21 protein-coding genes, 3 tRNA genes and 1 pseudogene are annotated in these 24,996 nt (G+C 69.2%); 10 read left to right on the forward strand and 15 right to left on the reverse strand.

What is annotated here, in order from left to right; translation table 11 throughout:
* Positions 1 to 92 precede the first annotated feature (92 nt).
* From KXC43_RS26770 to KXC43_RS26780, 3 genes are all read left to right on the forward strand, one after another.
* A tRNA-Gly gene (locus KXC43_RS26770) sits at positions 93 to 165 on the forward strand.
* Positions 166 to 199: 34 nt separating this feature from the next.
* Positions 200 to 270, forward strand: a tRNA-Cys gene (locus KXC43_RS26775).
* 22 nt (positions 271 to 292) lie between these two features.
* Positions 293 to 364 (forward strand) — tRNA-Val (locus KXC43_RS26780).
* 628 nt (positions 365 to 992) lie between these two features.
* On the opposite strand, the gene KXC43_RS26785 is transcribed toward KXC43_RS26780, so the two are convergent.
* The 8 genes and pseudogenes from KXC43_RS26785 to KXC43_RS26815 form a co-directional block, all read right to left on the reverse strand.
* Positions 993 to 2,207 (reverse strand): FAD-dependent monooxygenase, encoded by a 1,215-nt coding sequence (locus KXC43_RS26785; RefSeq protein WP_221378908.1) that lies wholly within the window; start codon positions 2,205 to 2,207, stop codon positions 993 to 995.
* A complete protein-coding gene (locus KXC43_RS26790; protein WP_221378909.1) occupies positions 2,194 to 3,597 on the reverse strand; it encodes an MFS transporter in 1,404 nt (467 codons plus the stop codon). Before KXC43_RS26790 ends, KXC43_RS26785 begins: the two co-directional genes overlap by 14 nt.
* Before the next feature lie 8 nt (positions 3,598 to 3,605).
* On the reverse strand, positions 3,606 to 4,439 hold the full coding sequence (locus tag KXC43_RS26795) for a YoaK family protein (RefSeq protein ID WP_221378910.1): 834 nt from the start codon (positions 4,437 to 4,439) through the stop codon (positions 3,606 to 3,608).
* Positions 4,436 to 5,539, reverse strand: a complete 1,104-nt coding sequence (locus KXC43_RS51270; RefSeq protein WP_308129264.1) for a gamma-glutamyltransferase — start codon at positions 5,537 to 5,539, stop codon at positions 4,436 to 4,438. Before KXC43_RS51270 ends, KXC43_RS26795 begins: the two co-directional genes overlap by 4 nt.
* 127 nt (positions 5,540 to 5,666) lie before the next feature.
* Positions 5,667 to 6,227 (reverse strand): annotated as a pseudogene (locus KXC43_RS51275) (gamma-glutamyltransferase); the annotation flags it as partial.
* Positions 6,228 to 6,246: 19 nt separating this feature from the next.
* Positions 6,247 to 7,374 (reverse strand): DUF3500 domain-containing protein, encoded by a 1,128-nt coding sequence (locus KXC43_RS26805; RefSeq protein ID WP_255644856.1) that lies wholly within the window; start codon positions 7,372 to 7,374, stop codon positions 6,247 to 6,249.
* 85 nt (positions 7,375 to 7,459) lie between these two features.
* The gene (locus tag KXC43_RS26810) at positions 7,460 to 8,509 is read right to left on the reverse strand and encodes a pyridoxal phosphate-dependent aminotransferase (protein WP_221378911.1); all 1,050 of its coding nucleotides are present in this window, start codon (positions 8,507 to 8,509) and stop codon (positions 7,460 to 7,462) included.
* A 95-nt stretch (positions 8,510 to 8,604) separates the two neighbouring features.
* Entirely contained in the window at positions 8,605 to 9,264 is a 660-nt protein-coding gene (locus tag KXC43_RS26815) for an RraA family protein (RefSeq protein WP_221378912.1), read from the reverse strand.
* A 310-nt stretch (positions 9,265 to 9,574) separates the two neighbouring features.
* On the opposite strand from KXC43_RS26815, the gene KXC43_RS26820 reads away from it, so the two are divergent.
* On the forward strand, positions 9,575 to 10,324 hold the full coding sequence (locus KXC43_RS26820; RefSeq protein ID WP_308129265.1) for an ABC transporter ATP-binding protein: 750 nt from the start codon (positions 9,575 to 9,577) through the stop codon (positions 10,322 to 10,324).
* The gene (locus KXC43_RS26825; protein ID WP_221378914.1) at positions 10,321 to 12,822 is read left to right on the forward strand and encodes an ABC transporter permease; all 2,502 of its coding nucleotides are present in this window, start codon (positions 10,321 to 10,323) and stop codon (positions 12,820 to 12,822) included. Before KXC43_RS26820 ends, KXC43_RS26825 begins: the two co-directional genes overlap by 4 nt.
* Positions 12,823 to 12,964: 142 nt before the next feature.
* Here KXC43_RS26825 and KXC43_RS26830 read toward each other — a convergent pair whose 3' ends face one another.
* The 3 genes from KXC43_RS26830 to KXC43_RS26840 all read right to left on the reverse strand — a co-directional run bounded on the left by KXC43_RS26830 (position 12,965) and on the right by KXC43_RS26840 (position 16,606).
* Positions 12,965 to 13,582 (reverse strand): TetR/AcrR family transcriptional regulator, encoded by a 618-nt coding sequence (locus KXC43_RS26830; protein WP_221378915.1) that lies wholly within the window; start codon positions 13,580 to 13,582, stop codon positions 12,965 to 12,967.
* 149 nt (positions 13,583 to 13,731) lie between these two features.
* Positions 13,732 to 14,388 (reverse strand): hypothetical protein, encoded by a 657-nt coding sequence (locus tag KXC43_RS26835; RefSeq protein WP_221378916.1) that lies wholly within the window; start codon positions 14,386 to 14,388, stop codon positions 13,732 to 13,734.
* A 16-nt stretch (positions 14,389 to 14,404) separates the two neighbouring features.
* Complete coding sequence (locus KXC43_RS26840) at positions 14,405 to 16,606, reverse strand: MMPL family transporter (RefSeq protein ID WP_221378917.1); 2,202 nt, start codon at positions 16,604 to 16,606, stop codon at positions 14,405 to 14,407.
* Positions 16,607 to 16,944: 338 nt separating this feature from the next.
* Between KXC43_RS26840 and KXC43_RS52825 the strand changes: the two genes are divergently transcribed.
* From KXC43_RS52825 to KXC43_RS26855, 3 genes are all read left to right on the forward strand, one after another.
* Positions 16,945 to 18,159, forward strand: a complete 1,215-nt coding sequence (locus tag KXC43_RS52825) for a sensor histidine kinase (protein ID WP_221378918.1) — start codon at positions 16,945 to 16,947, stop codon at positions 18,157 to 18,159.
* Complete coding sequence (locus KXC43_RS26850) at positions 18,156 to 18,851, forward strand: response regulator (RefSeq protein WP_221378919.1); 696 nt, start codon at positions 18,156 to 18,158, stop codon at positions 18,849 to 18,851. Before KXC43_RS52825 ends, KXC43_RS26850 begins: the two co-directional genes overlap by 4 nt.
* A 106-nt stretch (positions 18,852 to 18,957) precedes the next feature.
* Positions 18,958 to 19,779, forward strand: a complete 822-nt coding sequence (locus tag KXC43_RS26855) for a hypothetical protein (protein ID WP_221378920.1) — start codon at positions 18,958 to 18,960, stop codon at positions 19,777 to 19,779.
* A 73-nt stretch (positions 19,780 to 19,852) separates the two neighbouring features.
* Here the strand turns inward: KXC43_RS26855 and KXC43_RS26860 are convergent, their stop codons facing one another.
* The gene (locus KXC43_RS26860) at positions 19,853 to 20,629 is read right to left on the reverse strand and encodes a helix-turn-helix transcriptional regulator (RefSeq protein WP_221378921.1); all 777 of its coding nucleotides are present in this window, start codon (positions 20,627 to 20,629) and stop codon (positions 19,853 to 19,855) included.
* 155 nt (positions 20,630 to 20,784) lie between these two features.
* Between KXC43_RS26860 and KXC43_RS26865 the strand changes: the two genes are divergently transcribed.
* Both KXC43_RS26865 and KXC43_RS26870 read left to right on the forward strand, forming a co-directional pair.
* Positions 20,785 to 21,750, forward strand: a complete 966-nt coding sequence (locus KXC43_RS26865; protein WP_308129266.1) for a zinc-binding dehydrogenase — start codon at positions 20,785 to 20,787, stop codon at positions 21,748 to 21,750.
* Positions 21,751 to 22,298: 548 nt separating this feature from the next.
* Complete coding sequence (locus KXC43_RS26870) at positions 22,299 to 23,015, forward strand: hypothetical protein (protein ID WP_221378923.1); 717 nt, start codon at positions 22,299 to 22,301, stop codon at positions 23,013 to 23,015.
* Between the two features lie 240 nt (positions 23,016 to 23,255).
* Here the strand turns inward: KXC43_RS26870 and KXC43_RS26875 are convergent, their stop codons facing one another.
* The 3 genes from KXC43_RS26875 to KXC43_RS26885 are packed head-to-tail and all read right to left on the reverse strand — an operon-like array spanning position 23,256 to position 24,875.
* Positions 23,256 to 23,423: a hypothetical protein gene (locus tag KXC43_RS26875; RefSeq protein WP_221378924.1), complete on the reverse strand. Its 168-nt coding sequence runs from the start codon at positions 23,421 to 23,423 to the stop codon at positions 23,256 to 23,258.
* A gap of 7 nt (positions 23,424 to 23,430) precedes the next feature.
* Entirely contained in the window at positions 23,431 to 24,492 is a 1,062-nt protein-coding gene (locus tag KXC43_RS26880; protein ID WP_221378925.1) for a hypothetical protein, read from the reverse strand.
* A gap of 41 nt (positions 24,493 to 24,533) precedes the next feature.
* Entirely contained in the window at positions 24,534 to 24,875 is a 342-nt protein-coding gene (locus KXC43_RS26885; RefSeq protein WP_255644857.1) for a PadR family transcriptional regulator, read from the reverse strand.
* Positions 24,876 to 24,996 lie beyond the last annotated feature (121 nt).

Raw genomic sequence — 24,996 nt, forward strand, 5'->3', positions numbered from 1 at the left:
CGGGGGACCCCGGTTTGGCAAGGCGCCAGGTGACCGGCTAATGTTTCTTCCGTCGCCAGGCAAGCCGGAACGCCGGTCAGGTCGAACGACATGCGGACGTAGCGCAGCTGGTAGCGCATCACCTTGCCAAGGTGAGGGTCGCGGGTTCGAATCCCGTCGTCCGCTCGGAGAGGCCTTCACAGTCGTGCTGGGCCGGCTCGGTGGAGTGGCCGAGAGGCGAGGCAACGGCCTGCAAAGCCGTCTACACGGGTTCAAATCCCGTCTCCACCTCGCAAGAGGTTGCAAGTCCTGAGGGCGATTGGCGCAGCGGGAGCGCGCTTCCTTGACACGGAAGAGGTCACTGGTTCGATCCCAGTATCGCCCACGAGATGCAGGGGCCGTGTGTTCGCGGAAAGCGCGAACCGCGGCCTCTCGTCATGTCTGCTCAGGGGGCCGAGCCCCCTGAAACCCCACGGTGCGATGGTCACGCTGCGCGGTCCGGTGCCGGCGTGCGAACCGGAGTTTCGAGCTGGTATCGCGTCGGGTGACTAACTGGGTGACTACCGTCGGTTGGCCGTGTGGGCCCGGCGGCTTGGTCGTTGCCGGGTGGAAGCCGCGAAAGTAGCCGAGATTCTCCACCGCGGCCGGCCCGCGGCCTCGTGTACGTCCGCAACCACCGGCTTACCCGTCAGCACGGCCGACGCGGTGTCGATGGCGACCCCAGGCTGGCGAGCGACATCCGCCAGACGCGGACCGGCCCGTTCGGCATTCCGCTTGGTCGCCCGGTGCCCACACACCACGACCACGCCCCGAGGGCTGGGCCGCGCCGTCGTCGAGGCTTGCGCACAGCCCACACCCGATCGATGCAACGACACAATTAAGTGCGAGCCGGTGAGTGCACTCCCGCGCCCGCCGACCCCCAGGCGTGCGCACCAGGTCAGAACATGTTGAGAGCAGAGCCGGCGGGTCCGGGACTCAGCCCGGTGCCGGCTGAGGTTGGCGGACACCGCAGCTCAGGGCCGGAATTCAGGCAGGGCGAGGGCCGAATGGGCCGGTCGGCCCCCCGATCGAGGTATGGAGCCGAGGTTTCGTAGCCGGTTGTTGCGCTGCTCCAATTCCAGGGCCGTGGTCGGGAAGAGGGTGGCGCTGCCCTTTCCGGCCAGCCCTTGATTCACGCTCACGAACTCACGCGTGTCGCGTTCGTAGGCGTCGAAGCCGGCGGCGTGGTCCCGGTCGGCCAGCGAACCGGCGAGCATGTACGCGCCGACCAGCGCAAGGCTGGTGCCCTGTCCGGTGAGGAACGACGGCGCGTACGCGGCATCGCCCACCAGCGCGACCCGGCCGCTGGACCACCGGGGCAGGTGGATCTGGCTGACCGCGTCGAAGAAGACGTCGTTGGCGTCGCGCATGGCGGCCAGCATTCCGGGGACCTCCCATCCCGCGCCGGCGAAGACCGAAGCGATCAAGTCGCGTTGGGCCTGTGGGTTCGAGAAGACGTCGTACGGCAGGTCCGGCTGTGCGAAGTTCAGGAAGGCGTGCACGTCATCGTCGTCTCCGGTGGCGTACAGCGCCGCGGCCCGGCCCGGGCTGTTCCACATGACCGTTTCTCGGGAAAGCTGGAACGTGTTTCGCATGCTGAAGACAGCGAAGCAGTAACCCAGGTAGCGGTGGAATCCCTGTTCGGGGCCGAGAATCAGCTCCCGGGTCCGCGAGTGCACGCCGTCTGCGCCGAGCACCATGTCGAACGCCCGCGGGCCGCCTCGGCGAAACGTGACGTCGACCTCGGGGCCGGACTGGTCGAGGGTGTCGATGGAGTCGTCGAACAGGAACTCCACATCGTCACGCACCGCGGCGAAGAGCACGTCGGTGAGGTCCCCGCGCCGTACCTCCAGGTCTTGTCCCTCGAAACCGCCGGTGACGGCATGCGGGTGGAGAGACACGACCTCGCTGCCGTCCTCGTCGAGGAAGGTCAACTGGCGCAGGTCGATGTGCGCCTCTCGTAGACGCGGAAGGATGCCCATCCGCTGGACCACCTCGAGCGCCGTGCCACGAACGTCGATGGGGTACCCGCCGCTACGGATCGTGCTCGCCTTCTCCACCACCGTGACCGCGTATCCGTACCGGTTCAGCCAGAAGGCGAGGGCGGGGCCCGCAACACTGGCGCCCGATATCAGAACCCTGCGCCCGGACGGGACACGGACACGAGGCGTCGAGTCAGCGCGACTCATTTGTGGCTCCTTTGTTCATATTGCGGACGGCAAGCAGGGACAGCGTCGTGACGACCGCCGCGATGACCAAAGCGGTGACGTAGGCGGACTCGGCCGGGATGTCCGATCCGTCGGGGGTCCCCGCGGTGAGAACGGCGCCGCCGAGCTGTGCGCCCGTCGCGAAGCCGAGTACCCGGATGACCAGCACCAGGCTCGTCGCGGTGCCGGTGGTGCCCTGGTCGACCGCGGTGGCGGTCTTGATGACCAGCGCTGTGATGCAGGCTCCGTTGGCCAGGCTGATCAGCGCCTTGCCGACGACGAGATGCCAGATCTCGGTGTGGAAGAACGCCATGCCGACCAACGAGGTCGTCATGATGACCACGCCGGCGGCGACCACTGCGGTCGAGCCGAAACGACGCACTCCGAGACCGCTCAGCGGCCCACTGATCGCCGCCATCGCTGCCGCGGGCAGCAGATACCGCCCGATGTCGGTGGGGCCGGCGTCGAAGCCGTATCCGTCGCCGGACACCGCGAACAGCTGCGGAACGAGGAAGATGGACAACGCGGCGCCGATGCAGACGGCGAACGTGATCGCGTAGGACCGCCAGACCGCGGGCTTCGCCAGCATGCGCAGGTCGAACATCGGCGAGGCGGCACGACGCTCGACGACTATCCAACCCGTGACGAAGGCGGCCAAGCACCCCACTATGCCGATGAGCAGGAGCGGCTGTGAGCCCATGTCCGGCGCCGCTGCGAGCCCCGCCATGAACGTCAGCACGATACCGCTCAGGAGGACGACGCCCGGCCAGTCGATCTTGGCGTCGTTCCGGCTCGGCTCATCGTCCGGAACCAGCTTGTACACCAGCAGGGACGCCAAGATGATCGCGAACGTCGGTAACGCGAACATCCAGTGCCGTGACAGGCCTTCGGCGATGGGTCCCGCGACCAACGTCCCGAGCATCCCGCCGCCGACGAAGAATCCGCTGATCACGCCGATGGCCACTGGTGACTTGTCTTCCGGGCACAGCTTGCGGACCAGGATGAAGGACAGCGGCATCGCGCCCACCATGGCGCCCTCCAACACCTGCCCGGCCAGCAGCACCGGCAGGTTCGGCGCCAGCGCGGACACCAGGCCTCCGGCCGAGACCACGGCCATCAGCCAGATCAGAACCCGTTTGCCACCGTGGCGGTCACCGAGGACACCGGCGATCGGCGCGGTCAGAGCGCCGGTGATGAGCATCGCGATGCTCAGCAGTGCGCCTTGGGCGGGATCGAGCGAAAGTTCGCGCTGCAACAGCGGGAGAGTCGGTGACACCACCGATTCCAGGGTTCCGGTGGCGCCGGCCAGGACACTGATGGCGCCGATGCTGGGTGTTCCGAGGCGAAGCGCAGGACTCGCAGGTGCGGCCATGGACGTCCCTACCTTCCTTCCAGGGCTGAACGCGGTTGGGGCGCCGAGGCCCGCGGCGGTCGGGTCGGGTCGGTGGGCGGAGTCGTGTAGCCGTCGTGGGGTGAGACGGAGGTCGATCCGGTCGTGGCTGCGGCCGCATGGCCGGCGCAGCGAGCGGCCGCGTGGCCCAGGCCGGTCACTGCCAGCACGACGAGCGCGGCGACCGCCACCGCGACGCTCTCGTACATCTGGCACAGTGCCGCACCGGTGATCGCGCCGACGGCAATGAGCACGACCGCGGAGGCTCGACGCAGCGCCGGCTGACCGCGGGCCGCTCCCAGCCGGGAGTCGGCCGCGAGGCTGGTCAGCGTGGAGGTGACGACCACGGTGGAGACATCCCTCACGGCCAGGTGGCGGGCCGTCGCCGCCTGCATTCCCATCGCCAGGGCGAGTGCCGACGCCATCGCCGCGCGGGCGGCGAGAGTTCCCACCCCGATCAGAGCCAGGCCGAGAGCTGTTGCGGCCAGGACCAGTCCGACGCCGCCCAGCAGGCCCGTGCACCGGCGGTTCCAGTTCGGGAGGGCGGCGCGCAGGACCCGCCCGCCAGTAGCAGCGCCGACGAGAAAGAACGCCAAGGCCAGCAGCGGGCCGAGTACGGGCAGATCCGTCCGGCCACTGGCTGCCATGCCGAGGATGACCACGTTGCCCGTCATGTTGCCGGCGAACACCTTGTCCAGGTGCAGGTATCCGACGGCATCGACGATTCCGGTCGCGAAGGTGAGGGCGAGCATCAGAGCCGGCGGCGTGCCGAACCGTCGCCGCAACCGGCTGCCGGTACAGGAACCGGCTGCGACGCCGCTCATCGCCCCGCCGCGTAACCCTGGGCACCGCGCGAATTCGCAGCCGCCTGGAGTACACCGGTGTCCGGGTTCCGGGTGACGACTGACAACCGGCCCTGACTCCATGCCCCGGAGACGGTGACGGCGTGGCCGCGTTCGCGCAGCTCGTCGATGATCGCCCCGTCCGTTCGTTCCTCGACCACCAGTCCGGCGGGCGTCCAGGCCCGCGGCCAGAAGGAGCTCGGCACCGCGGTGGTGTGGAACGTGGGGGCGTCGATCGCCTCCTGCGGATCGAATCCGAGGGCCAGCGTGCGTACCAGATAGATCAGTTGCCATTGGTCCTGTTGGTCGCCTCCCGGGGTGCCGAGCGCCGCCACCGGCTTGCCGTGGCGCAGCAACAGGGTCGGAGACAAGGTCGTCCGGGGCCGCCGCCCCGGTTCCAGGCGCGACGGGGCGGCCGGGTCCAACCACGTCATCTGCAGCCGTGTGCCCAGGGCGAAACCCAGGTCCGGCACGGCCGGTGAGGACTGGAGCCATCCGCCCGACGGTGTGGCCGAGATGATGTTTCCCCAGCGGTCGACGACGTCGATGTGGCAGGTGTCGCCCCGGGTCTCTCCGGTCTGCTGCACGGTGGGCTCGCCCACGCCGTCGGCCTGACCGGCGAGCTGCCTGGTGACCAGCGGTGGTGGGTACGGTGTGACGCCGATGTCACCGGGCCGGAACGCGGTGGAGGCGAGCGGGCCGATGAGGCCGGCCCGTTCCTCGCTGTACGGGGGAGACAGCAGACGGCGCAGCACCGTCCGCCTATCCGCCGGATCCCGATGCCCATAGAACGCTTCCCGGTCGGCCAGGGCCAGCTTCAGCGCCTCGGTGATCGTGTGGATTCCGAGGGTGGTCGACGGATCGATCTGCCGGTCGTCGAAGTGGTCGAGGATGGTGAGCGCCTGAAGCAGTACGGGGCCCTGGGACCACAAGCCCGCCTTCGCCACCGTGGTTCCCCGAAAGTCTGCGGTGACGGTGGGCTCGACCGAGGGCGAGAAGTCGGCGAAGTCGGCGGCAGTGATCACGCCGGCGTGGTCGGTGCCCGAGGAGTGCCGATGCGGCGTGGCTGCGAACTTCGCCACTGCGGACGCCACGAAACCCGGTTCGCCAGGCGCGCCGGGCGGACGTGATCCGGGCGGTCCTGGTCTGGCCGGCACCGGAGCTGCTCAATCGGCGCAGCGTCCAGCCGTAGACCGAGTTGGTCAGAGTCGTGTGTGGTTGCGGGACTCGTCCTCCGGGCATCCACAGCGCGTACGACGTCGGCCAGTGCAAGCGGAACAGGTCCTCGACCGTGGCCAGGACGCGTGCCAACTGGGGTACGACTGGCACACCCTCCTCCGCGTAGTGGATCGCGTATGCCAGCACGTCGGCCAGCTCCCACGTGCCGAACTCGGCGAGCAGCCAGAGCCAGGAGTCGACGGCTCCGGGAACGGCAGCGGCCAGGGCACCCGCGCCGGGCACGTGGTCCAAGCCTTCGGCCCGGAAGTGTTCGATCGTGGCCCCGCGCGGAGCGTGCCCCTGGCCCGCCAGCACGACCGGCGACGTTCCGGCCGCGGTCGCGAGGATGGCGACGAGATCTCCGCCCGGCCCGTTGAGATGGGGTTCGGCGACATGCAGCACGAACGCGCCGGCCGTCGCCGCATCGAACGCGTTGCCGCCGCGCTCCAGCACGGACTGGGCCGTCGCGGAGGCCAGCCAGTGGGTAGATGCGCACATGCCGAAGGACCCCCGCAGCGTGGGGCGTGTCGTGTGGGGCTCTTGCCCAGCCATGGCAGTCACGTCCGTTTCCTCATCGCGCGTGGTGGGCGGCGTGGTGGGCAGCCAGGACGTCGCCGCCGAAGTCGGTCTCGGGGTCGCGCCACACAGCGTGGGCGTGGTTGCCGCCGCGGTGGACGTTGGTCCACTCGACCAGCAGCCGCGGGCCGTGCAGGCGGTAGTAGTGCGGCTCGCCCGCGGTGGTGGAGCCGGCCCAGGCGAGATGCACGGCGTCCAGCGCGGCCGGGTCGGCGTAGCGGGGCGACGGGGAGATACCGTCCGGGACGCGGTCGAGGTAGGTGGCGAGCAGTGCGCGCAGCAGTTCGCGTTGCGCGGCGTCGAATTCGGCGCCCGGCACGCCCTTGGGCGGCGGGGCGAGGGACAGGGTCTGCCGGTCCGTTCCGTCGAGCCCGGTGGCCGGTTCCTCGGGACGGTCGGGGATGTGGTGGCCGGGACGCCAGAGTTCGCGGCGCTTCAGGATCCGGTCGTCGATCGCGGCGCTGTTGCCTGACACGATGTCGTTCGGGGCGCGTGGCAGTAGCACGGCGCGAGCAGCGAGCTCGGGATGCAGGGAGCGGACCAGCTCGCGGGCAAGGTCCTCCGCGGCGCCCAGTGGTCTCAGCGACGCGCCACCGAGAAACGGTGACGCGGCCGGATCGGCGCCGAGGAAACTTGGCGTGGTGGCGACGACGCGACCGTCCATCACGAGGTAGTTGAGCGAGACGTGATGGCCGCCGAACCGCCATCCCCACGGCTGCGCCCCGCCCGGCTCACCGAAGACGCGCAGGTAGTACAGGCCGGGGTCGCGGGTGCGTTCCCGGCTCCAGTTCACCGAGAAGCCCTCGACGCGGTCCAGCACGTTCTCCAGGCCGAGCACGGTGGCGACGGTGGTGTAGCCGGCTTCGGACAGCCCGCTCGCCAGCAGCCGCATCACCAGCCGGTGCTGGGCGGGGCGTTGCCGGTGGAAGGTAAGGCCGCCATGGTCGGTGGGTGTGTAGTACCAGTGGGTGCGTTCGGCCCCGGCGACGCCGCCGATGCCGGGTGGCGGTCCGACGGCAGCCAGGAGCTGATCCGCGTCCAGGGAGTACAGCCAGTCCTGGGCCGCCCCGGCCATCCGGGTCGCGACCTCGCCGGCGCTTCCCGGCCCGTGGTGCCGTGTCAATGGTGACCTCCTCGGTCCAGGTGAATACGTTAACTCTCATATGAGACTGGTCTATCATTTAATATGCGTGCTGAACGGCATCGGCCTACGTTCCCGGGTCGCCGAGGTGAGCGACGATGCGCTCCAGCCCGGTCCGCAGGTCGTCGGCCGAGGCCGCGAACGAGATCCGGACGTGCCTCTCACCGGAGGGTCCGTACTCCGCTCCCGCCCGGACCATCACCTGCCGCTCGGCGAGTTCTCGGGCGATCACCTCGGAGGGCCGGTCGGCGTCATAGCGGAGGAACCCGTAGAACGCCCCTTCCGGCGGGGTCAGGTGCAGGCCGGGAACGCCGGACAGGTACGCCATCACGATCTCGCGGCGTCGCCGGTACGTGTCGGCCATGTCGTCGACGACACCGTCCGGTAGGTCGAGAGCAGCGAGGGCCGCGTACTGGACCGCCGTGTTCACCGAGCCGTTGCTGGTTCGGTGCGTCTGCGCCGCCGCGTCGACGACCTCGCGCGGACCCGCCAGATACCCCACCCGCCAGCCGGTCATCGCGTACGTCTTGGAGAACGTCTGCACGTACACGGTGCGGTCCGACAACGACTGGACTTGCAGGGCCGAGGTCAGCACATGCCCCGGATAGACCAGCCGGTGGTACGCCTCGTCGCTGACGACCAGCACGTCGGTGCCCTCGAGGAGCGCGCCGAGCACTTCGAGCTCTTGCCTGCTGTGCACGATCCCGGTGGGGTTCGACGGATTCGAGAAGAGCATCATCGCGGCGCCGGGCAGCGCCCGGGCCAGCGCGTCGAGATCCCAGTGCAGGTCGGGTGCCAGCGGGACGAAATCCACGGTCCCTCCGGCGAGAACGACGAGGTCGGCATACAGCGAATAGGCGGGCTCCGGGATCACCACGCGATCACCAGGACCGATCATCGCGAGCACGACGGCCGTCAGCGCAGCCGTGGCGCCATGGGTGACCAGGACGTCGTCCGCGGTCCAGCTCCGGCCCGGACCGGCCGGCAACCGGGACGCGAGCTCCGCGCGCAGTATCCGCAGACCCTGCTGGTCGGCATAGTGGGTCTCGCCCTTGCGCAAGGCCGCCATGGCGGCCTCGACGACCGGAAGCGGCGTGGCGTGGTCCGGCTCCCCCATCGCCAGCGAAACCGACCCCGGCGGTGCCGGGGCGAGGGCCGGGCGTCGCGAGCAGCGACGCAGATCCTCGATCCGCCTGGCCGGCCGCACGCGAGTCATCGGGCTGCCTGCGTACGGTCGCCGCGTGCGGCGAGGATGCGCTGCCGGAGCGCCTCCTCCTTCCCGCCTATCCCGTCGACGGCGGCTACGACGTCCGGCACGCGGTCCCGTGGAACGACGACCACGCCGTCGGCGTCACCGACGAGCACGTCACCTGCCGCCACGACCATGCCGCCGACCGCGACCGGAACTCCGATGAGGCCGGGACCGTCCTTGAAGGGCCCGGCGGGGGTGACCGCCCGCGCATACACGGCCAGGCCCATCTCGGACAGCGCCCGGACGTCGCGAACGGCCCCGTCGATCACGGCGCCGACAACCCCGGCGTTCACCATGATCTCGCCGATGAGGTCGCCGATGAGCGCCCGGGTCATGTCGCCGTGACCGTTGACGACCAGGACGTCACCCGGCCGGGCCTCGTCGAGGGCCCGATGGATGGCGAGGTTGTCGCCCGACCGCACGTCCACGGTCAGCGCGGTCCCGAGCAGCGCGGCGCGCTCGGTGAGGAGCCGGATACCGCCGTCCATGACGGTCATCCGCTGCAAGGCGTCGCCGACGTTTGCCGCCGGCACCTCGCCCAGCCGGCGTATCTCCTCCGCTGCCGCCCGGTCCCATTCCGGAGCGATGACCACGCTGTCCGTCGCCGCGACGATAAACACGATGGCTGCCACCTAAAGTAAGAGATCTGTCTCATATGAGGCGACCATAACGTACGGAGTCGTCGACCACAACGGTCCGGGACGGTGGGCCCGGCGCGACCGTCCGGGCGTGTGCTTCGCCTACTGCGGACGCAGTAGTCCAGCCGCTCCCCAGGGACGATGCGAGGCACGCTCCCGATCCGGCAACCTGCCTCCCGTACGCAAGAAGTGCCATGAAAGGGCGGCAATGAAGCTACGCAGAAAGAAGCGGCGAAGCACGGCCGCGACTCCGGCCGCTCCAGTCGCTCCGGCCGCTGATTCCGGTCTCGCGGTGGAGTTGCGCGGAGTCCGGCGGCGCTATGGCCGCGGCGCGACCACGGTGCACGCTCTCGCGGGAATCGACCTGGCCCTGCCGCGCGGCTCCTTCACGGCGGTCATGGGCCCCTCGGGGTCCGGCAAGTCCACCTTTCTGCAATGTGCGGCGGGGTTGGACCGGCCGTCGGAGGGTTCCGTGCGACTCGGCGGCACGGAGATCACCGGCATGAACGAGAACGAGCTGACCGAGCTTCGCCGCAGCCGGCTGGGCTTCGTGTTCCAGGCGTTCAATCTGTTGCCGTCGCTCACCGCGGAACAAAATGTCCTGTTGCCCATGCGGCTGGCCGGGCAGCGTCAGGACCACCGCCGGGCGGCCGAGGTGCTCGCCCAGGTCGGGCTGGCCGACAAGGCAGGGCGCCGGCCCGCCGAGCTGTCCGGCGGCCAGCAACAGCGGGTGGCCGTGGCTCGCGCCCTGATCACCGGCCCGGACGTGATTTTCGCGGACGAGCCCACCGGCGCCCTGGACACCGGCACCGCCGCCGAGGTGCTGGGCCTGCTCCGGCACGCGGTGGACGACATCGGCGCCACCGTCGTCATGGTCACCCACGACCCGGTCGCCGCGTCGTGGGCGGACCGTGTGTTGTTCCTCGTGAACGGCGCTTTCGCGAGCCACCTGGAGCGTGGTTCGGCGGAACAGATCGCAGTACGGATGACCGCCCTGAGTTCCAGCATCCGCTCGAGTGCGATGGCGAGCGCGGCGTCATGATGCGTCCCAACGGACTCGCGCGTGCCGTCGTCCGGTTCAAGCCGGTGTCGTTCGCCGGAACCTTCCTCGCCCTGCTGATGTCCGCGCTGATCGTCTCCGCCTGTGGCGTTCTTCTCGAGACCAGCCTGCGCGCGTCGGTGCCGCCGCAGCGCTACGCGGGCGCACCTGTCATCGTGGCCGCGGACCAGTACGAGTACGTCGTCACCGGCAGCGGCGAGGACCTGGAGAGGGAAGCGGTGCCGCTGCCGGACACGGCGCGGCTGGATGCCGCCCTCACCGCGAAGGCCGAAACCGCAACGGGCGCGGCCATGGCGGTCGCCGACTACACCTTTCCCGTACGCACGGCCGGAAGGTCCGTGCCCGGCGGCGTGCTCACTGGGCACGGGTGGGGCTCGCACCGTTTCACCAGCACGACCTTGGCTACCGGCGCCGCGCCTGGCGCCGGTGAGGTCGTGCTCAGCCGCGGTGCCGCTCACGCCGTGCGGGCCGCCTCCGGTGAATCCGTTCAGCTCGAGACAGCCGCCGGACGGCAACAATTCCGGGTGTCCGGGATCGCCGACATCGCCGGTGCCGCAGGCGCTGGGGAGGCAGTTGCCTGGTTCGCCGACACCCAGGCCGCCACCCTCGGCGGTCATCCGGGCAAAGCCGACGCCATCGCGGTGCTGGCGACGCCGGGCACCGATGCCGCTGAGCTTGCCCGCTCGGTGACCGAGGTCCTGGCCGGCACCGGAGTGCTGGTGCATGCGGGCGACGACCGCGGCGCCGTCGAGGATCCCGGACTCGGGTACGCCAAAGACATGCTCTTCGGCATCGGCGGCTCGTTCGGCGGCATCGCCACCATCGTGGCCATCTTCACCGCCGCGGCAACGGTGGCCTTGTCGGTGTCCCAACGGGCCCGAGAGTTCGCGCTGCTGCGCGCCATCGGGGCCACCCCCCGGCAGATTCGCCGCGCCGTCGCCGCCGAGGCTCTGCTGATCGCGCCGCTCGCCGGGATTGCCGGCCTCCTTCCCGGTCTCGGGCTCGCCCACTGGTGGTTCGGGCAGTTGCAGGACCGCGGCGCCATACCCGCGGCGGTACAACTGCACGTCTCGGCGTTGCCGTTGCTCGCCGCGGTCGCCGTTGGGCTGCTGACGGCTCTGGCCGCCGGTTGGACGGCCGGGCGCGGGCCGGCGCGGATGAAGCCTGGGCAGGCGCTCGCGGAAGCGTCGGCGGAACGGCTACGACCCGGCCGGATCCGTACCGCAGTCGGCCTCGCCGCTCTCGCCGGCGGGATCGTGCTCGCCGGTGTCTCGGCTCGCTCCGCCGGGAGCGACGCGGCCGGCGCCGCGCTCGGGGTCGTGATGCTGTTCATGTTCGCCATGGCTCTGCTGGGCCCGACCGTGGCGCGACTGGGCGCAAGCCTCTTCGGCCTGCCCTTGCGCGGTGCCGGCCCGGCCGCCGGACTCGCGGTCGCCAACTCGCGTACCAACGCACGCCGCCTCGCTTCGGCCATCACGCCCATCGTTCTTGCCATGGCGTTCGCCTCAACCCTCGTGTTCATGCACACCAGCGAGATCAACGCAGCCGACGAACAGCGTCGCGCGGGCGTCACGGCGGACCACGTCATCACGGACCCGGCGGGACTCCCGGCGAACGCGGCCACCGATGCCATCCGCATGCCCGGCGTCACAGCCGCGGTCGCCATGGTGAACACCCAGGTGCTCGTGCCGATCGGGACCGGTGAATTCAAGTCGCTGCAGGGCGCGACGGTTCAGGGCGTCACCGGCTCCAGCGCCCAGCTCGCCCGGGTGCAGGATCTGGACGTCCGGCAGGGCAGCCTCGACCGGCTCGGCAGCGATCAGATCGCCATCGACATCACCCTGGCCACCGCCGCGGACCGGAACGTCGGCGACCGGCTCCCGCTCTTCCTGCCGGACGGAACCGAAGCCAGTCCTCAGATCATCGCGGTGTACGGCCGCGGCCTCGGACTGTCCACGATGACCATGGACCGGTCGACGCTGGCCGGGCACGTCACCTCCAGCTTCGACAGTGTGCTGCTGGTCCGGGGTGGTTCGGCGGAGTCGCTCGCCACCCTGGGAGAGGTCACCGACGCCGCCGGCTACGCCACCGCGCAGATCGACGAGGCGAGGCTGGGCGCCTGGACGAACAACACCATGGCCGCGCTCCTCGGCGGCTTCGCCGCCATCGCCGCGGTCAACACACTGGTCATGATGGTCCTGGGCCGCCGTCGCGAGCTGCACACGCTGCGCCTGGTCGGCTCCACCCGGCGCCAGGTCCTCGCGATGCTCCGCTGGGAAAGTCTGCTCGTATCCGTCGCGGGCATCATCCTCGGCTCCGGGATCGCCGCACTGACGCTGATCCCGATGATGCAGGGGACGACCGGCCAAGCGCCTTACGTCCCGCCGCTGACGTACGGCTTGTTCGCGCTGGCCGCCGTCGGCCTGGCCCTGCTCGCGGTCACCCTTCCCGCACGAGCGGTCCTGCGCCACCGACCCTGATGTCCGTCTCGGGTGGTGGCCCGTACGCCACGGCCACCACCCGGACGCGGGCCTCAGCACATGAGAGTGGAAGATAAAGTGAGAATTACGTCTCGCGGCCTCGGCGCCGTACGGCGTCGGCGAACGTTTCCGGAGGCAGCGGTCAGCCCGCCCGGGCCCACCCACGCAACGCGCCGCCGTAGGCCTCGGTCAGCCGGCTGATGACCTGCCGGCGGGTCAGGTCGCCCTCCTGCAGGAGGTCGAGAACCTCGCGCGGATCGAAGATCATGTTGCCGAGGAACAGCGCGTACTCGAGCATCTCCTCCGGCAGCCCCAAGTCGTGGAGCAGCCCGCGGACAGGCTCGGCCCAAGCGTCCCGCGTGACCACGATGATCTCGTTGCCGGCATGGAGACGCTCCAGGTAACCCCGCCGGGAACGAAGCTGGACCAGCGCCGGGCCGTGCGCCACCAGAAGGTCCGCCCACTTGTCCACGACGGCATCGAAGAGCGGTCGTCCCTGCGCGGTCGACGTCGCGGTGAAAGCCCTGAGCTCCTCGACGACGCTGAGCACATACGCGGCGAGCACCTCCTCCATCGAGGAGAAGTAACGGTATGCCGTGGCAGGACCGATCTCAGCACGGGAAGCGATCGCCGGCATGGTGAGCTCGTCGGGCGCCTCACGGGCGAGCTCACCGACGGCCTCGAGCAGCCGCCGACGATTGCGGCGGGTGTCGCTGCGAAACTTGCGCTCCCCGCCCAGTGCGGGCTGCAGATCGGACACGGGCCTCCTCCGCCTCATAGAAAGTGCAGGCAAAGGGTAGCGCCTCGACTCGCGGCGGGTCCGACCGCTCGGTCCGCACGAGGCACGATGCGGCCGCGCTCCGAGTGCACCCTGCCTGGGCGAGCGGCCGCCCGGTGAACTCGTGACAGTCAGGCGCCGTGGGTCCAGAACTCCTCCGCCGACCCCGTGAAGGCCGCCGGGTCGCCGGCGAGGAAGAACTCGTCCCACGTCGGCCCGTCGGAGAGCTCCCAGTGCTCGACGGCCACGCCGTCCCGGAAGCGCCACGCGCCCATACCGACACGGGTCCAGGTCCAGTCACCACGCGACGTCCGGAACGTGCCGTGGACGATGCCGTAATGGTCGTCGGCGAGAATCTGGTCGAACCCGACGGGTTCGACGTTGGCGTCGGCGAGACCGGCGCGCCGTTTGGTGTAGCGGCGCAGGAAATCCAATCCTCCGGTCGCTGCCAGACGCACGCCGCCCGTGTGGATCACGAAGTCCGGTGACATCCGCTTCATCACCTCGCCGATGTGCTGGCGCTGGCGCTGGAGCCGTTCGTCTTCACTGAGGCTCTGATCGGCCGTGATCTCCGCGCCGCCTCGATACAGGCCGGCCAGCCACAACGCGTTGGGGTGGGTCTCGGACAGCAAGGTGTTCCTCCGGATCGGGTCAGCAGCTGCACTGAGTCCATAAGTATCTCTCATATGAGAGAGACGTATCATAGCCAGGGCTGCGATCAGGTGCACGCCCACCGCGACGTCTTTCATCAGGAAAGCCGGAGTGCCGCCGTCCCCGATCGGCGGCACTCCGGCGAGGGGATGCTCAGACGAGTTCCCGCACGGGTACGGGGGCGGACCGGTCGGATCCGGCCGCGTCGTCGAGCTGGTGGCGCAGCTTCTCGCCCTCGACGTCCACGTCCGGCAGGAGCCTGTCGAGCCAGCGCGGCAGCCACCAGGCCAATTTGCCCAACAGGATCATGGCCGCCGGCACGACGGTCATGCGAATGATCAGCGCGTCGAAGAGCACCGCCACACCGAGGGCGAACCCGATCGACTTGATGATGGCGTCCGGAGCGAGAATGAACCCCGAGAAGACGCTGATCATGATGATCGCGGCGGCGGTGACGACCCGGGCGCCGTGGCCGAACCCGGAGATCACCGCCTCACGGGGTGCCACGCCGTGCACGTACTCCTCCCGCATGCGGGTGACCAGGAATACCTGGTAGTCCATGGCGAGGCCGAACACGATGCCGATCAGGACGATCGGCAGGAAGCTGGTGATCGGTCCCACCCGATCGACCCCCAGCGCGCCGGCGAACCAACCCTTCTGGAAGACCGCCACCACCGCGCCGAAGGTGGCCGCGATGCTGAGCAGGAACCCGGCGGTTGCCTTCACGGGCACCAGAACGGACCGGAACACCAGCATGAGCAGGACGAAGGCCAAGCCGACCACCACCGCAAGGTACGGGATGAGCGCGTCACCGAGCTTGGCCGAGATGTCGATGTTGATGGCGGTGAAGCCGGTGACGGCGATGGTGGCGCCCGGCGCCACGCCGTCCTGATCGCGGATCGCCTGGACCAAACCCTTGGTCGCCTCAGTGCTGGGTCCGCTGTCGGGGATCACGGTGAGAATCGCGGTGTCGCCGGCCCGGTTCGACACCGGATCCGTTACGGCGCTGACGTCGTCGAGGCCGCGGATCCGCGTTGCCACCTGCTTGGCCGCCTGTGGCGCAGCACCGCTTCGCGCGTCGACGACGACGATCAGCGGTCCGTTGAATCCCGGGCCGAACGCCTTCGAAAGTAGCCCGTACGCCTTGCCCTGAGTGGTGTCCTTCGCCGCTGTGCTGTCATCCGACAACCCCAGCCGCATGTCCAGCGTGGGCAGGGCCACCACACCGAGACCGACGATCGCGAGCACCAGCACCGCCACCGGCCGACGGGCGATCAACCGCGCCCACCGTACGCCGAAGGTGGCGCGGCCGTCGTGGCCGTTGCGGCTGTGCAGCGCGCGTTTGCGTCCGCCGCCGATACGCCGGCCGGCGAAGCCGAGCATGGCCGGCAGCAGCGTCAGCGCGATCACGACGGACACAGCAACGGTGAACGCTGCGGCCAGGCCCATCTGCGTCAGGAACGGGATGCCGACAACCGACAGCGCGGCCAGGGCGATGATCACGGTGAGACCGGCGAACACGACCGCCGAGCCGGCAGTACCGACGGCCCGGCCGGCCGCCTCCTGTGGTTCCCGGCCCGCGGCCAGTTCGTGCCGGTACCGGGACACGATGAACAGCGCGTAGTCGATCGCGACAGCCAGACCGAGCATCAGCGCCAGGGTCGGGGTCTCGGAGGACAGGTCGACAAAGCCGGAGACCGCGGAGATCACACCGAGGCCGATGGCAATGCCGAGGATCGCGGTCAGCAGCGGCAGCCCCGCCGCAATCAGCGATCCGAACGTGATCACCAGCACCACCGCCGCGACCACCACGCCGATGATCTCGCCGAAGCCTTGCTCCTCCTCGGCGGCCACCGCGTCACCCCCGGCCTCGACGGTCAGCCCGCCGGCCCGAGCCCGGTCGATGACGCTCGTGAGCGCGGCATGCGCGGCCTTGGACACGTCGTCGCCCGGAACCTGGTAGGTGACCTCGGCAAACCCGATCGTGCCCGGCTTGTTCACGGCGCCGGACCGGAACGGGTCGTCCACCGACGCAACCTGCGGCGCCCGCTCCAACTCGGCGATCGCGGACTCGACGGCCTCCCGGTACGTCGGCTCGCGCAAGGTTCGCCCGTCGGGGGCGGCGAACACCACGCGGGCGGTGGCGCCGCCGGCCGACGCCTGCGGGAACCGCTCGGCGAGCAGATCGATCGCCTTCTGCGACTGCGTACCGGGAATGCTGAACGAACCCTGCGTCGGCTCGGACAGTACGGCTGCACCGACCAGCGTCGCGGCCAGGACCACCAGCCAGGCAACGGCGACCCACCACCGGCGGCGGAAGCCGAACCGACCCAACCGGTAAAGGAACGAGGCCATGAGACATTTCTCCTGTTCAGGGATTTTTCGAGCCACCTGTCCGCATCGACAGCGGACGGGTGGCGGATACGACGCCGGCGCATGTCGGCGCGCACGGCCAGAAGGTCGTTCGCCGCGCCGGCTCACCGGAAAAACGGACCCCTGAATGGTTCGCTCGGAGCCCGCCCCCGGCATCGGCCTGCGGCAGTGACCTCACTCGCCGCTATCGCAGTGGCTCCGGACGGCGCCCTACTGCGAGCGCAGTAGATCGTTTGTTCCGGCGAGCACGGGCTGGCTAGGGTCGCCATGTGGGAGCTGACAAGCAGGCCAGAGGCCTTGCGGAGGCCGGCAGACATCGCGTGATCGCCTACTGGGAACAGGTGGCTGACCGGCTGCGCGGGCTGGCCGCCGCGCATCCCACGGCCACCCGGGTGGCCGGTGCCGGTGTCCTCCTTCTCCTCACCGTCATGATCACCACCGAGCCGGACCGGTCCATGTTCACGCCCACCGCGTTGATCACCGCCGTCGTCGTCACGGCCGGCTTCGTCGTCATCCCCGCCCTGCGATGGCCGGCCTGGCTCATCCCCGCCATTGCGACTGCGGGCGTGGTCGCCGCGATGCCGTCCGGGGCCGCCGACTCACCCGCCCGCACCGCCCTCGTCGTCGCGATGTTCCTGTTCTCCCTGCGCAGCGACAAACTCGTGGTCACCGTCGCGACAATCACCGTGAGCGTCGTCCTGCTGGTGGCCGGCAGCTTGGTGGCCACCGCGTACGACAGGATCGAGTTGAACGACGTCGAGGTGCTGCCCTGGGTCGTCGCCACCGCCGCGCTCGGGCAGGCCATCCGGGCCAACCGGGCGCGGCGAGCCATGCTCGAGGAGCGGACCCGTCGCGCGGTCCTGGGCCGAGAGAACGAGGCACGCCAGCGCGTCCAAGCGGAACGGTTGCGCATCGCGCGCGAGTTGCACGACGCGGTCGGCCAACAGGTCGCGCTCATCAACGTTCAAGCCGGCGCCATGACCCTCCTGCTGGACAGGCACGATCTGACGCAGGCACGTCAATCCTTGGAACACATCCAGAACGCCAGCGAAGCCGCGCTCGCCGAGCTCAAACTGACCGTCGGCCTGCTGCGCCAGCCCGGCGACCAGGAAACGGTCGAACCCGCCGGACGGCTCAGCCGGCTCGACGAACTGATCGGCTCCTTCACCGCGACCGGGCTACAGGTCGTCTGCGAGGTCACCGGCACATCCAGGCCCCTCCCCGACGCCGTCGACCTCACCGCCTACCGGCTCATCCAGGAATCCCTCACCAACACCGCCAAGCACGCCGTGAGCACCACCGCATCGATCCGCCTCGACTTCCGGCCAGGCACCCTCACATTGACGGTGGACGACGACGGACCGTCGGCTTCCGGCGCCGGACCAGCCGCCGCCGACAGCACGACCGGGCACGGCCTCATCGGCATGCAGGAACGAGCCGCCGCACTCGGTGGCCGGTTCTCCGCCGGCCCCCGTCCCGACGGCGGCTTCCGCGTCACCGCCGAGCTGCCCACCCTCACCGGAGTCACGGCATGACCCCCGTCCGAGTGGTGCTGGCCGACGACCAGGACATCGTCCGCGGCGGCCTCCGCCTGATGGTCGACAACGCCCCCGACCTGACAGTCGTCGGCGAAGCCGCAACCGGCACCGAAGCCGTGCGAATCGCCCGTCAAGCCCGTGCCGACGTCATCCTCATGGACATCCGGATGCCGGAACTCGACGGTCTCGCCGCCACCCGCTGGATCTCCTCCGACCCCGAGCTCGCCGGCGTCAAAGTGCTGATCCTGACCACCTTCGAAGTCGACGAGTACGTCTTCGAAGCGCTACGCGCCGGCGCCAGCGGATTCCTCGGCAAAAGCGTCCGCCCGGACGCCCTGATCGACGCCATCCGCACCATCGCCCGCGGCGAAGCCCTGCTCTCGCCCACCGCCACCCGCGGGCTCATCGCCCGTTACCTGGCGGTCGACGACCACCGCATGCCGTCCACACCCAGCCTTCTCGACAACCTGACCGAACGCGAACGCGAAATCGTCGCCTTGGTGGCCACCGGGCTGTCGAACACCGAGATCGCCGAGCGCCTCACCCTCAGCCCGCTGACCGTCAAGACCCACGTCAACCACGCCATGACAAAACTCGACGCCCGCGACCGCGCCCAACTCGTCGTCATCGCCTACCAGGCCGGCATTCGCGGTCCGGTCCAGGAGAGGCATCCCCGTCCGAGCGGCTGACCCAGACCAAGCGCCCAGACCATCACAGTTCGGAGCCTTCGCCGACGCCCGACGGCGTATCGACCTACTGGGGGTGGACCGCGCGGGTCACATCGTGGTCATCGAGTTGAAGCGCACCACCGATGGCGGCCACCTCGAACTGCAGGCGTTGCGATACGCGGCGATGGTCTCGGTCATGACCTTCGACGACCTCGTCGAACACTACGAACTCTTCCTCGCAAAGGTGGAACCGGACGCGGTCGAAGAAGCCCGAGGCCGTCTCGCCGAATTCCTCGAAGACGTCGGCGGTGAAGAAGCGGTCCCGAGAAGGGAAGTTCGGGTGGTGCTCGTCGCTGCCGGCTTCGATAGAGAGATCACCACGACAGTGCTGTGGCTCAACGACGTCTATGGCCTCGACGTGCGATGCGTCCGGCTGACCCCGTACAAGGTCGACAACCGCTTGTTGCTCGATGTGCAACAGGTCATCCCGCTGCCGGAGGCGAGTCAGCTCACCGTTCAGCTACGGCGCCGGCAAACCCAGGCCCGGGCAGCCGGCTCCGACAACAGGGACTGGACTCCGTACGAGATCATCACGCCGGCCGGACGCAGCGAGCCCCTCCGCAAGCGGCGGGCAGTGCTGGCGATGATCACGGCACTGCACCAAGCCGGTGTATCTGCCGCGGACCTTGCGACGGTCGTTCCTCGGTCCCGGTTTCTGTCGGTCGACGGAACGCTGGCCGGCGAGGCGCTGGCGGAAGCCTTCATGAGCGCCTACCCCGGATCCCGCAAGCGGCTCGGCCGATGGTTCATCGACACACCCCTGCACGACAACGGTAAGACCTGGGTGGTCTCGAAGATGTGGGGCACCAACACCGAACCCGTCCTCGACCGGCTCCTGACCCTGGCGCCTACGGACGGCTACGACTACGAAGCCGCCTCAGACAACTGACTCGGACGATGCCGCTCGCCGTGATGACGCCCGGCGGGCACACTGTCATGCCGAACAGAGTGCGTCGTTCGGCTCAGGGAACGCGAGATGCCGTGCCCGGCAGGTGGTAGACCACCAGTGTCTGCTCGGGTCGCTCGGCGACGTGGAATGCGGCGTGCGGCACGGTGATCACGCCTAGCCGGGGGTGCCGGAAACGCTTGCGGCCGGCGTGGCTGAACTGGATGTCGTACTGCGGCCACCACTCGCGTACCTCGGGGCTGGCCTCGCTCAGCTCGGCCACGAGCCGGGTCACGCGTGGGTGGTCGGGATGGCGTCCGGCGATCGCCCGTAGCCGGGCCAGGATGCTGCGCGCCTCCCGCTCCCAGTCGATCAGGACCTCACGAGCGGTGCGCTCGGTGAACATCCAGTGCACGACGTTGCCACCCGGCTCGATGCCACCGAACAGCTCCGCCGCGGCGTCGTTGATCGCGAGCACGTCGTAACAGATGCCGGTGACGTACGCGGGATTGTCGCCGAGCAGTGCCGGGACGCCCGCGATCTCGGGCGCGGCCTCCTCGGGGGTGTCCCTCTCGGGGGTCGCGTCCCCACCGGCGAGACGGCGCAGGTGCTCCTGTTCGGCGGCGGTCAGGCGCAATGCCCGGGCCAGAGCGTCGAGCACCTGGCCCGAGGGGCGTACGTCGCGGCCCTGCTCGAGATAGGTGAGCCAGGTGGCGCTGATGCCGGCCAGCAGGGCCAGTTCCTCGCGGCGCAGCCCGGGCGTGCGGCGGCGCCCGGTGACCGGCAGGCCCGTGTCGGCTGGGGTTATCCGCTCTCGGCGGCTGCGCAGGAACGTGCCCAGTTCGACGCTCACGGTAGAACCCCCAGTACCAGAATAAAGCGATTCTGGATACCACCTTACCGTCGCGCGAAGCTTGTCTTATGCGAGCTTGGACCGTTACTTCACCAGACGATGACGTACGCCTCTCTGAGGTTTCCTCTCCGACGCTGCAGGGCGGTGGCGTGCTCGTGGAGGTGCTCGCCGCGCATCTCCCGGCGTATACGAAAACGGTGGTGAAGGGGAATCGCGGCGGCCTGCCCGTGCCACTCACCTTGGGTCCCTCCTGCATCGCCCGGGTGACCGACGTCGCGCCCGACGTGTTCCACGTCGCCCCAGGCGACATCGTGCTGGACACGGCGCTGCTCGACGCGGGTGGCGGCGACGAAATCCTGGTGGGCTGGGTCGGCCTGGGCGGTTCTGGCACCGGCAACGAGCGCACGGATCGCATGCGTACGGTTTGGCATGATGGCGTCTTCGCCGAGCGCGCGCTGTGCGCCAAGGAGACGATGGTCAAGCTGCCCGGTGCGGAGAATTATCCGGACCCGGCCCGCCTGGCGTTCCTGCCGTGGCTCTGCATCGCCGCCGCGGGCCTGCATGCGGCGGGCCCGCTGGCCGGCCGCGATGTCGCGGTGATCGGTGCGACGGGCCAGTTGGGCGGGGCGGCGGTACTGGTGGCGCTGGCGGAAGGCGCGGCGACGGTGACGGCGGTGGGCCGCAACACCGACGCGCTCGAGCGGCTGGCCGAGCTCGGCCCCCGCGTGCGCACCCACCGGCTGACCGGCGACCGCGCGACGGACGCGGCAGGAATCGGCCCGGTGGATGTGGCTCTGGACGCCCTTGGTGCCACGCCGACGGCGGACGCGACCATGGCCGCCTACGACAGCTTGCGGGGGCGCGGCACCCTTGTGCTCATCGGGGGCGTACGCCAGGACCTCACCGTCCCGTACGGCGACCTGATGCACCGCAGGCTCACCCTGCGCGGCTCCTGGATGAGCGACGACGAAACGGTGACCACGGTGTGGAACCTGGTCCGTTCCGGGGCGCTGGACCTCTCCGCGATCGAGCTGCTCACGGTCGGTCTGGACGACCCGGCGGGCGCCCTCGACCTGGCGGAGCGTACGACGGGCCTCGGCTTCGTAGCCCTCGTCCCCTGACCGCTCCTTTCAATTCCGGTCGCGATCAATTCCGGTCGCGAGCGATCAGGAAAGGACCGTCGCGGTCGCGCCGAAATGAGGGTGGCCGGCCGCAGGACGTCGTTCTCGCGCTGCCGAGGTTCCGCCACGTCGTGTTCGGGCGTCACAGAACCGTCGAGCAGTTCCCGGGCGGCCAGTCAACGGAATCCGTCAGCCGATCCGACACGCGGCGATTAGCACAGCACGTTCCGGCAAAGAGCCAGCGACTCGGGTCCGGCGCAAACCAAGGATCGAGTATTCCGCAAGGTAGTTCCGAACGCATCACGCCCAAACCGTCCGGATCTACCTTGCGAGCTGCTTGTCGGCGCCATGATCATTCGCAACCTTCAGCCGGACGCGACATCCACCGCGGCGCTGCAGGCTCAGGTGTCGCGTGCGGGGGGCGGTGAAGTTCAGACGCACTCATGGGGCCGCTGTCGGTGGGCCCCGAACGCTTACGACACATCGGGTGGTCTTGGAAGGTCTGCTGGTGGCCGGTAACGCTCGCCCTGTAGTCGGCAGCGTGGACGATGTCGTTACAAAAGGGCGGATCATCTGCCGGGGTCAGCGAAGACTTCGAACACCACCAGGCATCGAAATTCGCGTTCAACCTGTTCGGCCAAGCCGTCGCGTTCTTCAAAAGCATCACGGTCTTGATCGACGTGCACCAGCCCACGGAGGCAATGCCGGCCCTGCGTGCCTTGGTGGTTCTCGCAGCCCGCTTCGAGCAGATGAACACCACCACTGGCCCAGGCCTCGGTATCGCCGTCCGCATGTTTCGCGACGCTGCCGAATCCATCCCGCTGAATCCCGGTGTCGAGATGGAGGCGGTCAGTACCGGTATCGACTCTGTGATCACCCAGGTCCAGGAACGCGGCATCACGGTTCCCGACGTCCTGGCGGAGCCGCAGACGACCTACGTATACGCGAGCCCCGGTGCGGAGATGACCATGGCCCAAGTCATCAACGACGCGCCGTATGCAGCAGCGGCCTGGCACAGTCAAGGACTGGACGCCGAACACGAACGCTTCGCGGTCGCTGTCGAGCCTGGATACTTCACAGATCTGATCGCCGGCGCCGCCGCGATCGCCATGCTCGAATTGCTGAAGCACGCGATCGCCTTGTTCGGCTGGGTGACCGAGATGAGCAAGGTCGTTGACCTGCTTGAAAAAGCTCGCGTTCTCAACGACGTGGCTGCCCAAGGCCCGTCCAGGGCCTGGAAGGTGTCAACGCTCCGCGAAAATTAATCCCCTGAGAGTCATTGGGTTTTTAAAGTGCGATATTCAAATACCGCTGGAGATTGAACCTATATAGGGTATTGCGGAGGTTTCGCGCATGCGGTTCGAGTGAACTGTCATGCCGCGGACAAGGCGCGCGGGCTCGCGGCCAGGCGTTGACTGGTTGACGGCGGCGCTCGGCAAGCCAATTCGCCATAGTGACGTACGGTGACGGCAGCACCTGGTTTGCTCACGACCGTGCGTTGATCCTCAACGGCTGCTTCGGGCGAAGCTCGACACGATCGCTGACGACGTGCTGGCCGTCTCAGGGGAGTCGGCGCCTTCGCCGACGCCCGTCGCCATGTCGACCTGCTTGGGGTGGACCGCGCGGAGCACGTCGTGGTCATTGAGCTGGTGCGCTCCATCGACGGCGGCCACCTTGCGCTCAGGCTGTGGTGGGCGTGCGGACGGATGCCCGCTGTGGCCAGACGCAGCAGACGACGATCGCGAGGATAGGGATCAGCGACAGGATGGCGAGCGGCTCGGCCCCTAAGAACACGAAACCGCCCCAGTACACCGAGGGACCGGCGCCGTTGCGGTCGGTGTTGGCCAGCAGGGAGCCGGTCGAGGTGGGAATGTTGCCCAGGCAGGCCGGGGCGAGCATCAGCAGCGTGGCAACGCAGAGTCTTGAGTACGCCCGCTGCCTGCCAGGCCCGTAGCGGCGCATGCGCTTCGAAGTGTAGAGCCCGAACAGGGCGCCGAGCAGAGCGCCGGCCAGGCCGCCGAGGATGGTGTCGCGCAGGTGGCCGGGCGGCTCGGCCCGCATCAGGTCGAGATTCAGGCCGGACGGGTTGTGGGTGATTTGCACTGCGGCGAGATAGCCGGTGCGCGTGCCGGTCACCTCGGCGAACTCGGCGGGCGCAGCCTGCGGACCATTGCGGCGGACTGTGGTTTGCACGTCCTGCCAGCCGTGTGCGCGCATCTGCCGGGTGACGGCGGCGGCGACCTGCTCCGCGCCGGTTTGCGGGGGCATCATGCCGGTCACACTGGTCCGGCCGACACGTACGCCGGTTCCGCCGAGCAAAGTGTTCTTGCTGTACGGGTTCCAGAAGGTGTGCCGCCCGAACTGGTCGACCCTGTCGTCGAAGGGGACCGGCAGGACCGTGGGCGCGAGTCCTATTGCTGTGGTCTTGTCGGGTGCCATCGGGTCTACGTCCTGCCAGGCCAGCCACGAGCCGAGCGCGATCCCGCTCAGCCCACCGAGCACGGCCGCCAATGCCGCGATCACGAACGCCCTGCGCCCGAATTCCGCGAGACGTCGGCCGAGGCCGTACCGCAGCAGCAGCGCGGCCTCGCGCGCGGCCGGCCGCGATCGGCCGGGATCAGCGGCGTCGAGCAGCGTCGCGAGGATCTCCGGACCGCGCTCGTGTCGATACGTTCGGGGGTAGGCCAACAGCCACCGCCGATACCTGCGGGCCAGACGCATGGTGCGGGTGTCGTCGGGCATGTTGATCCCTTCCGGGGTCGGCGATGGCACCGGGGGTCGATTCAGGCAGTGCGGGGAGCACCGGCGGGGCGGGCTCCGCTCAATCGTTGGGTGACCATCTGTGCGTCGCGGCGCATCTGCTCGGCCTCGGCGGCCAGTGCGGCGATGCCCGGATCGGTCAGCCGGTAGTAGCGGCGGAGCCTGCCGTCGACAGTCTCCTCACGGTCGACCTCGACCAGGCCCTCGTCGTTGAGCCGGTCGAGTGCGGCATACAACGTGCCGGCGGCGAGGCGGGTCTTGTTGTCCGACAGCCGCGCCACTTCCTTGATCACCGCATACCCATGCAGCGGGGCCGGAGCGAGCGCCGACAGGATCAGAACGCTCGGTCGCCGCATGCTTGCCATGGCCGTCAATATACAGTTGATCGTTCTATAGGTGAAGCCGGCATCGATGCGTTGGCGACTGTGGGGCGAATACGGTCGGCAAGGTGGGCCAGAGTTCGTTCCACCTGATGCAGGGACGACG

The sequence above is a fragment of the Paractinoplanes polyasparticus genome (assembly GCF_019710575.1).
Classification (GTDB): Bacteria; Actinomycetota; Actinomycetes; order Mycobacteriales; family Micromonosporaceae; genus Actinoplanes; species Actinoplanes polyasparticus.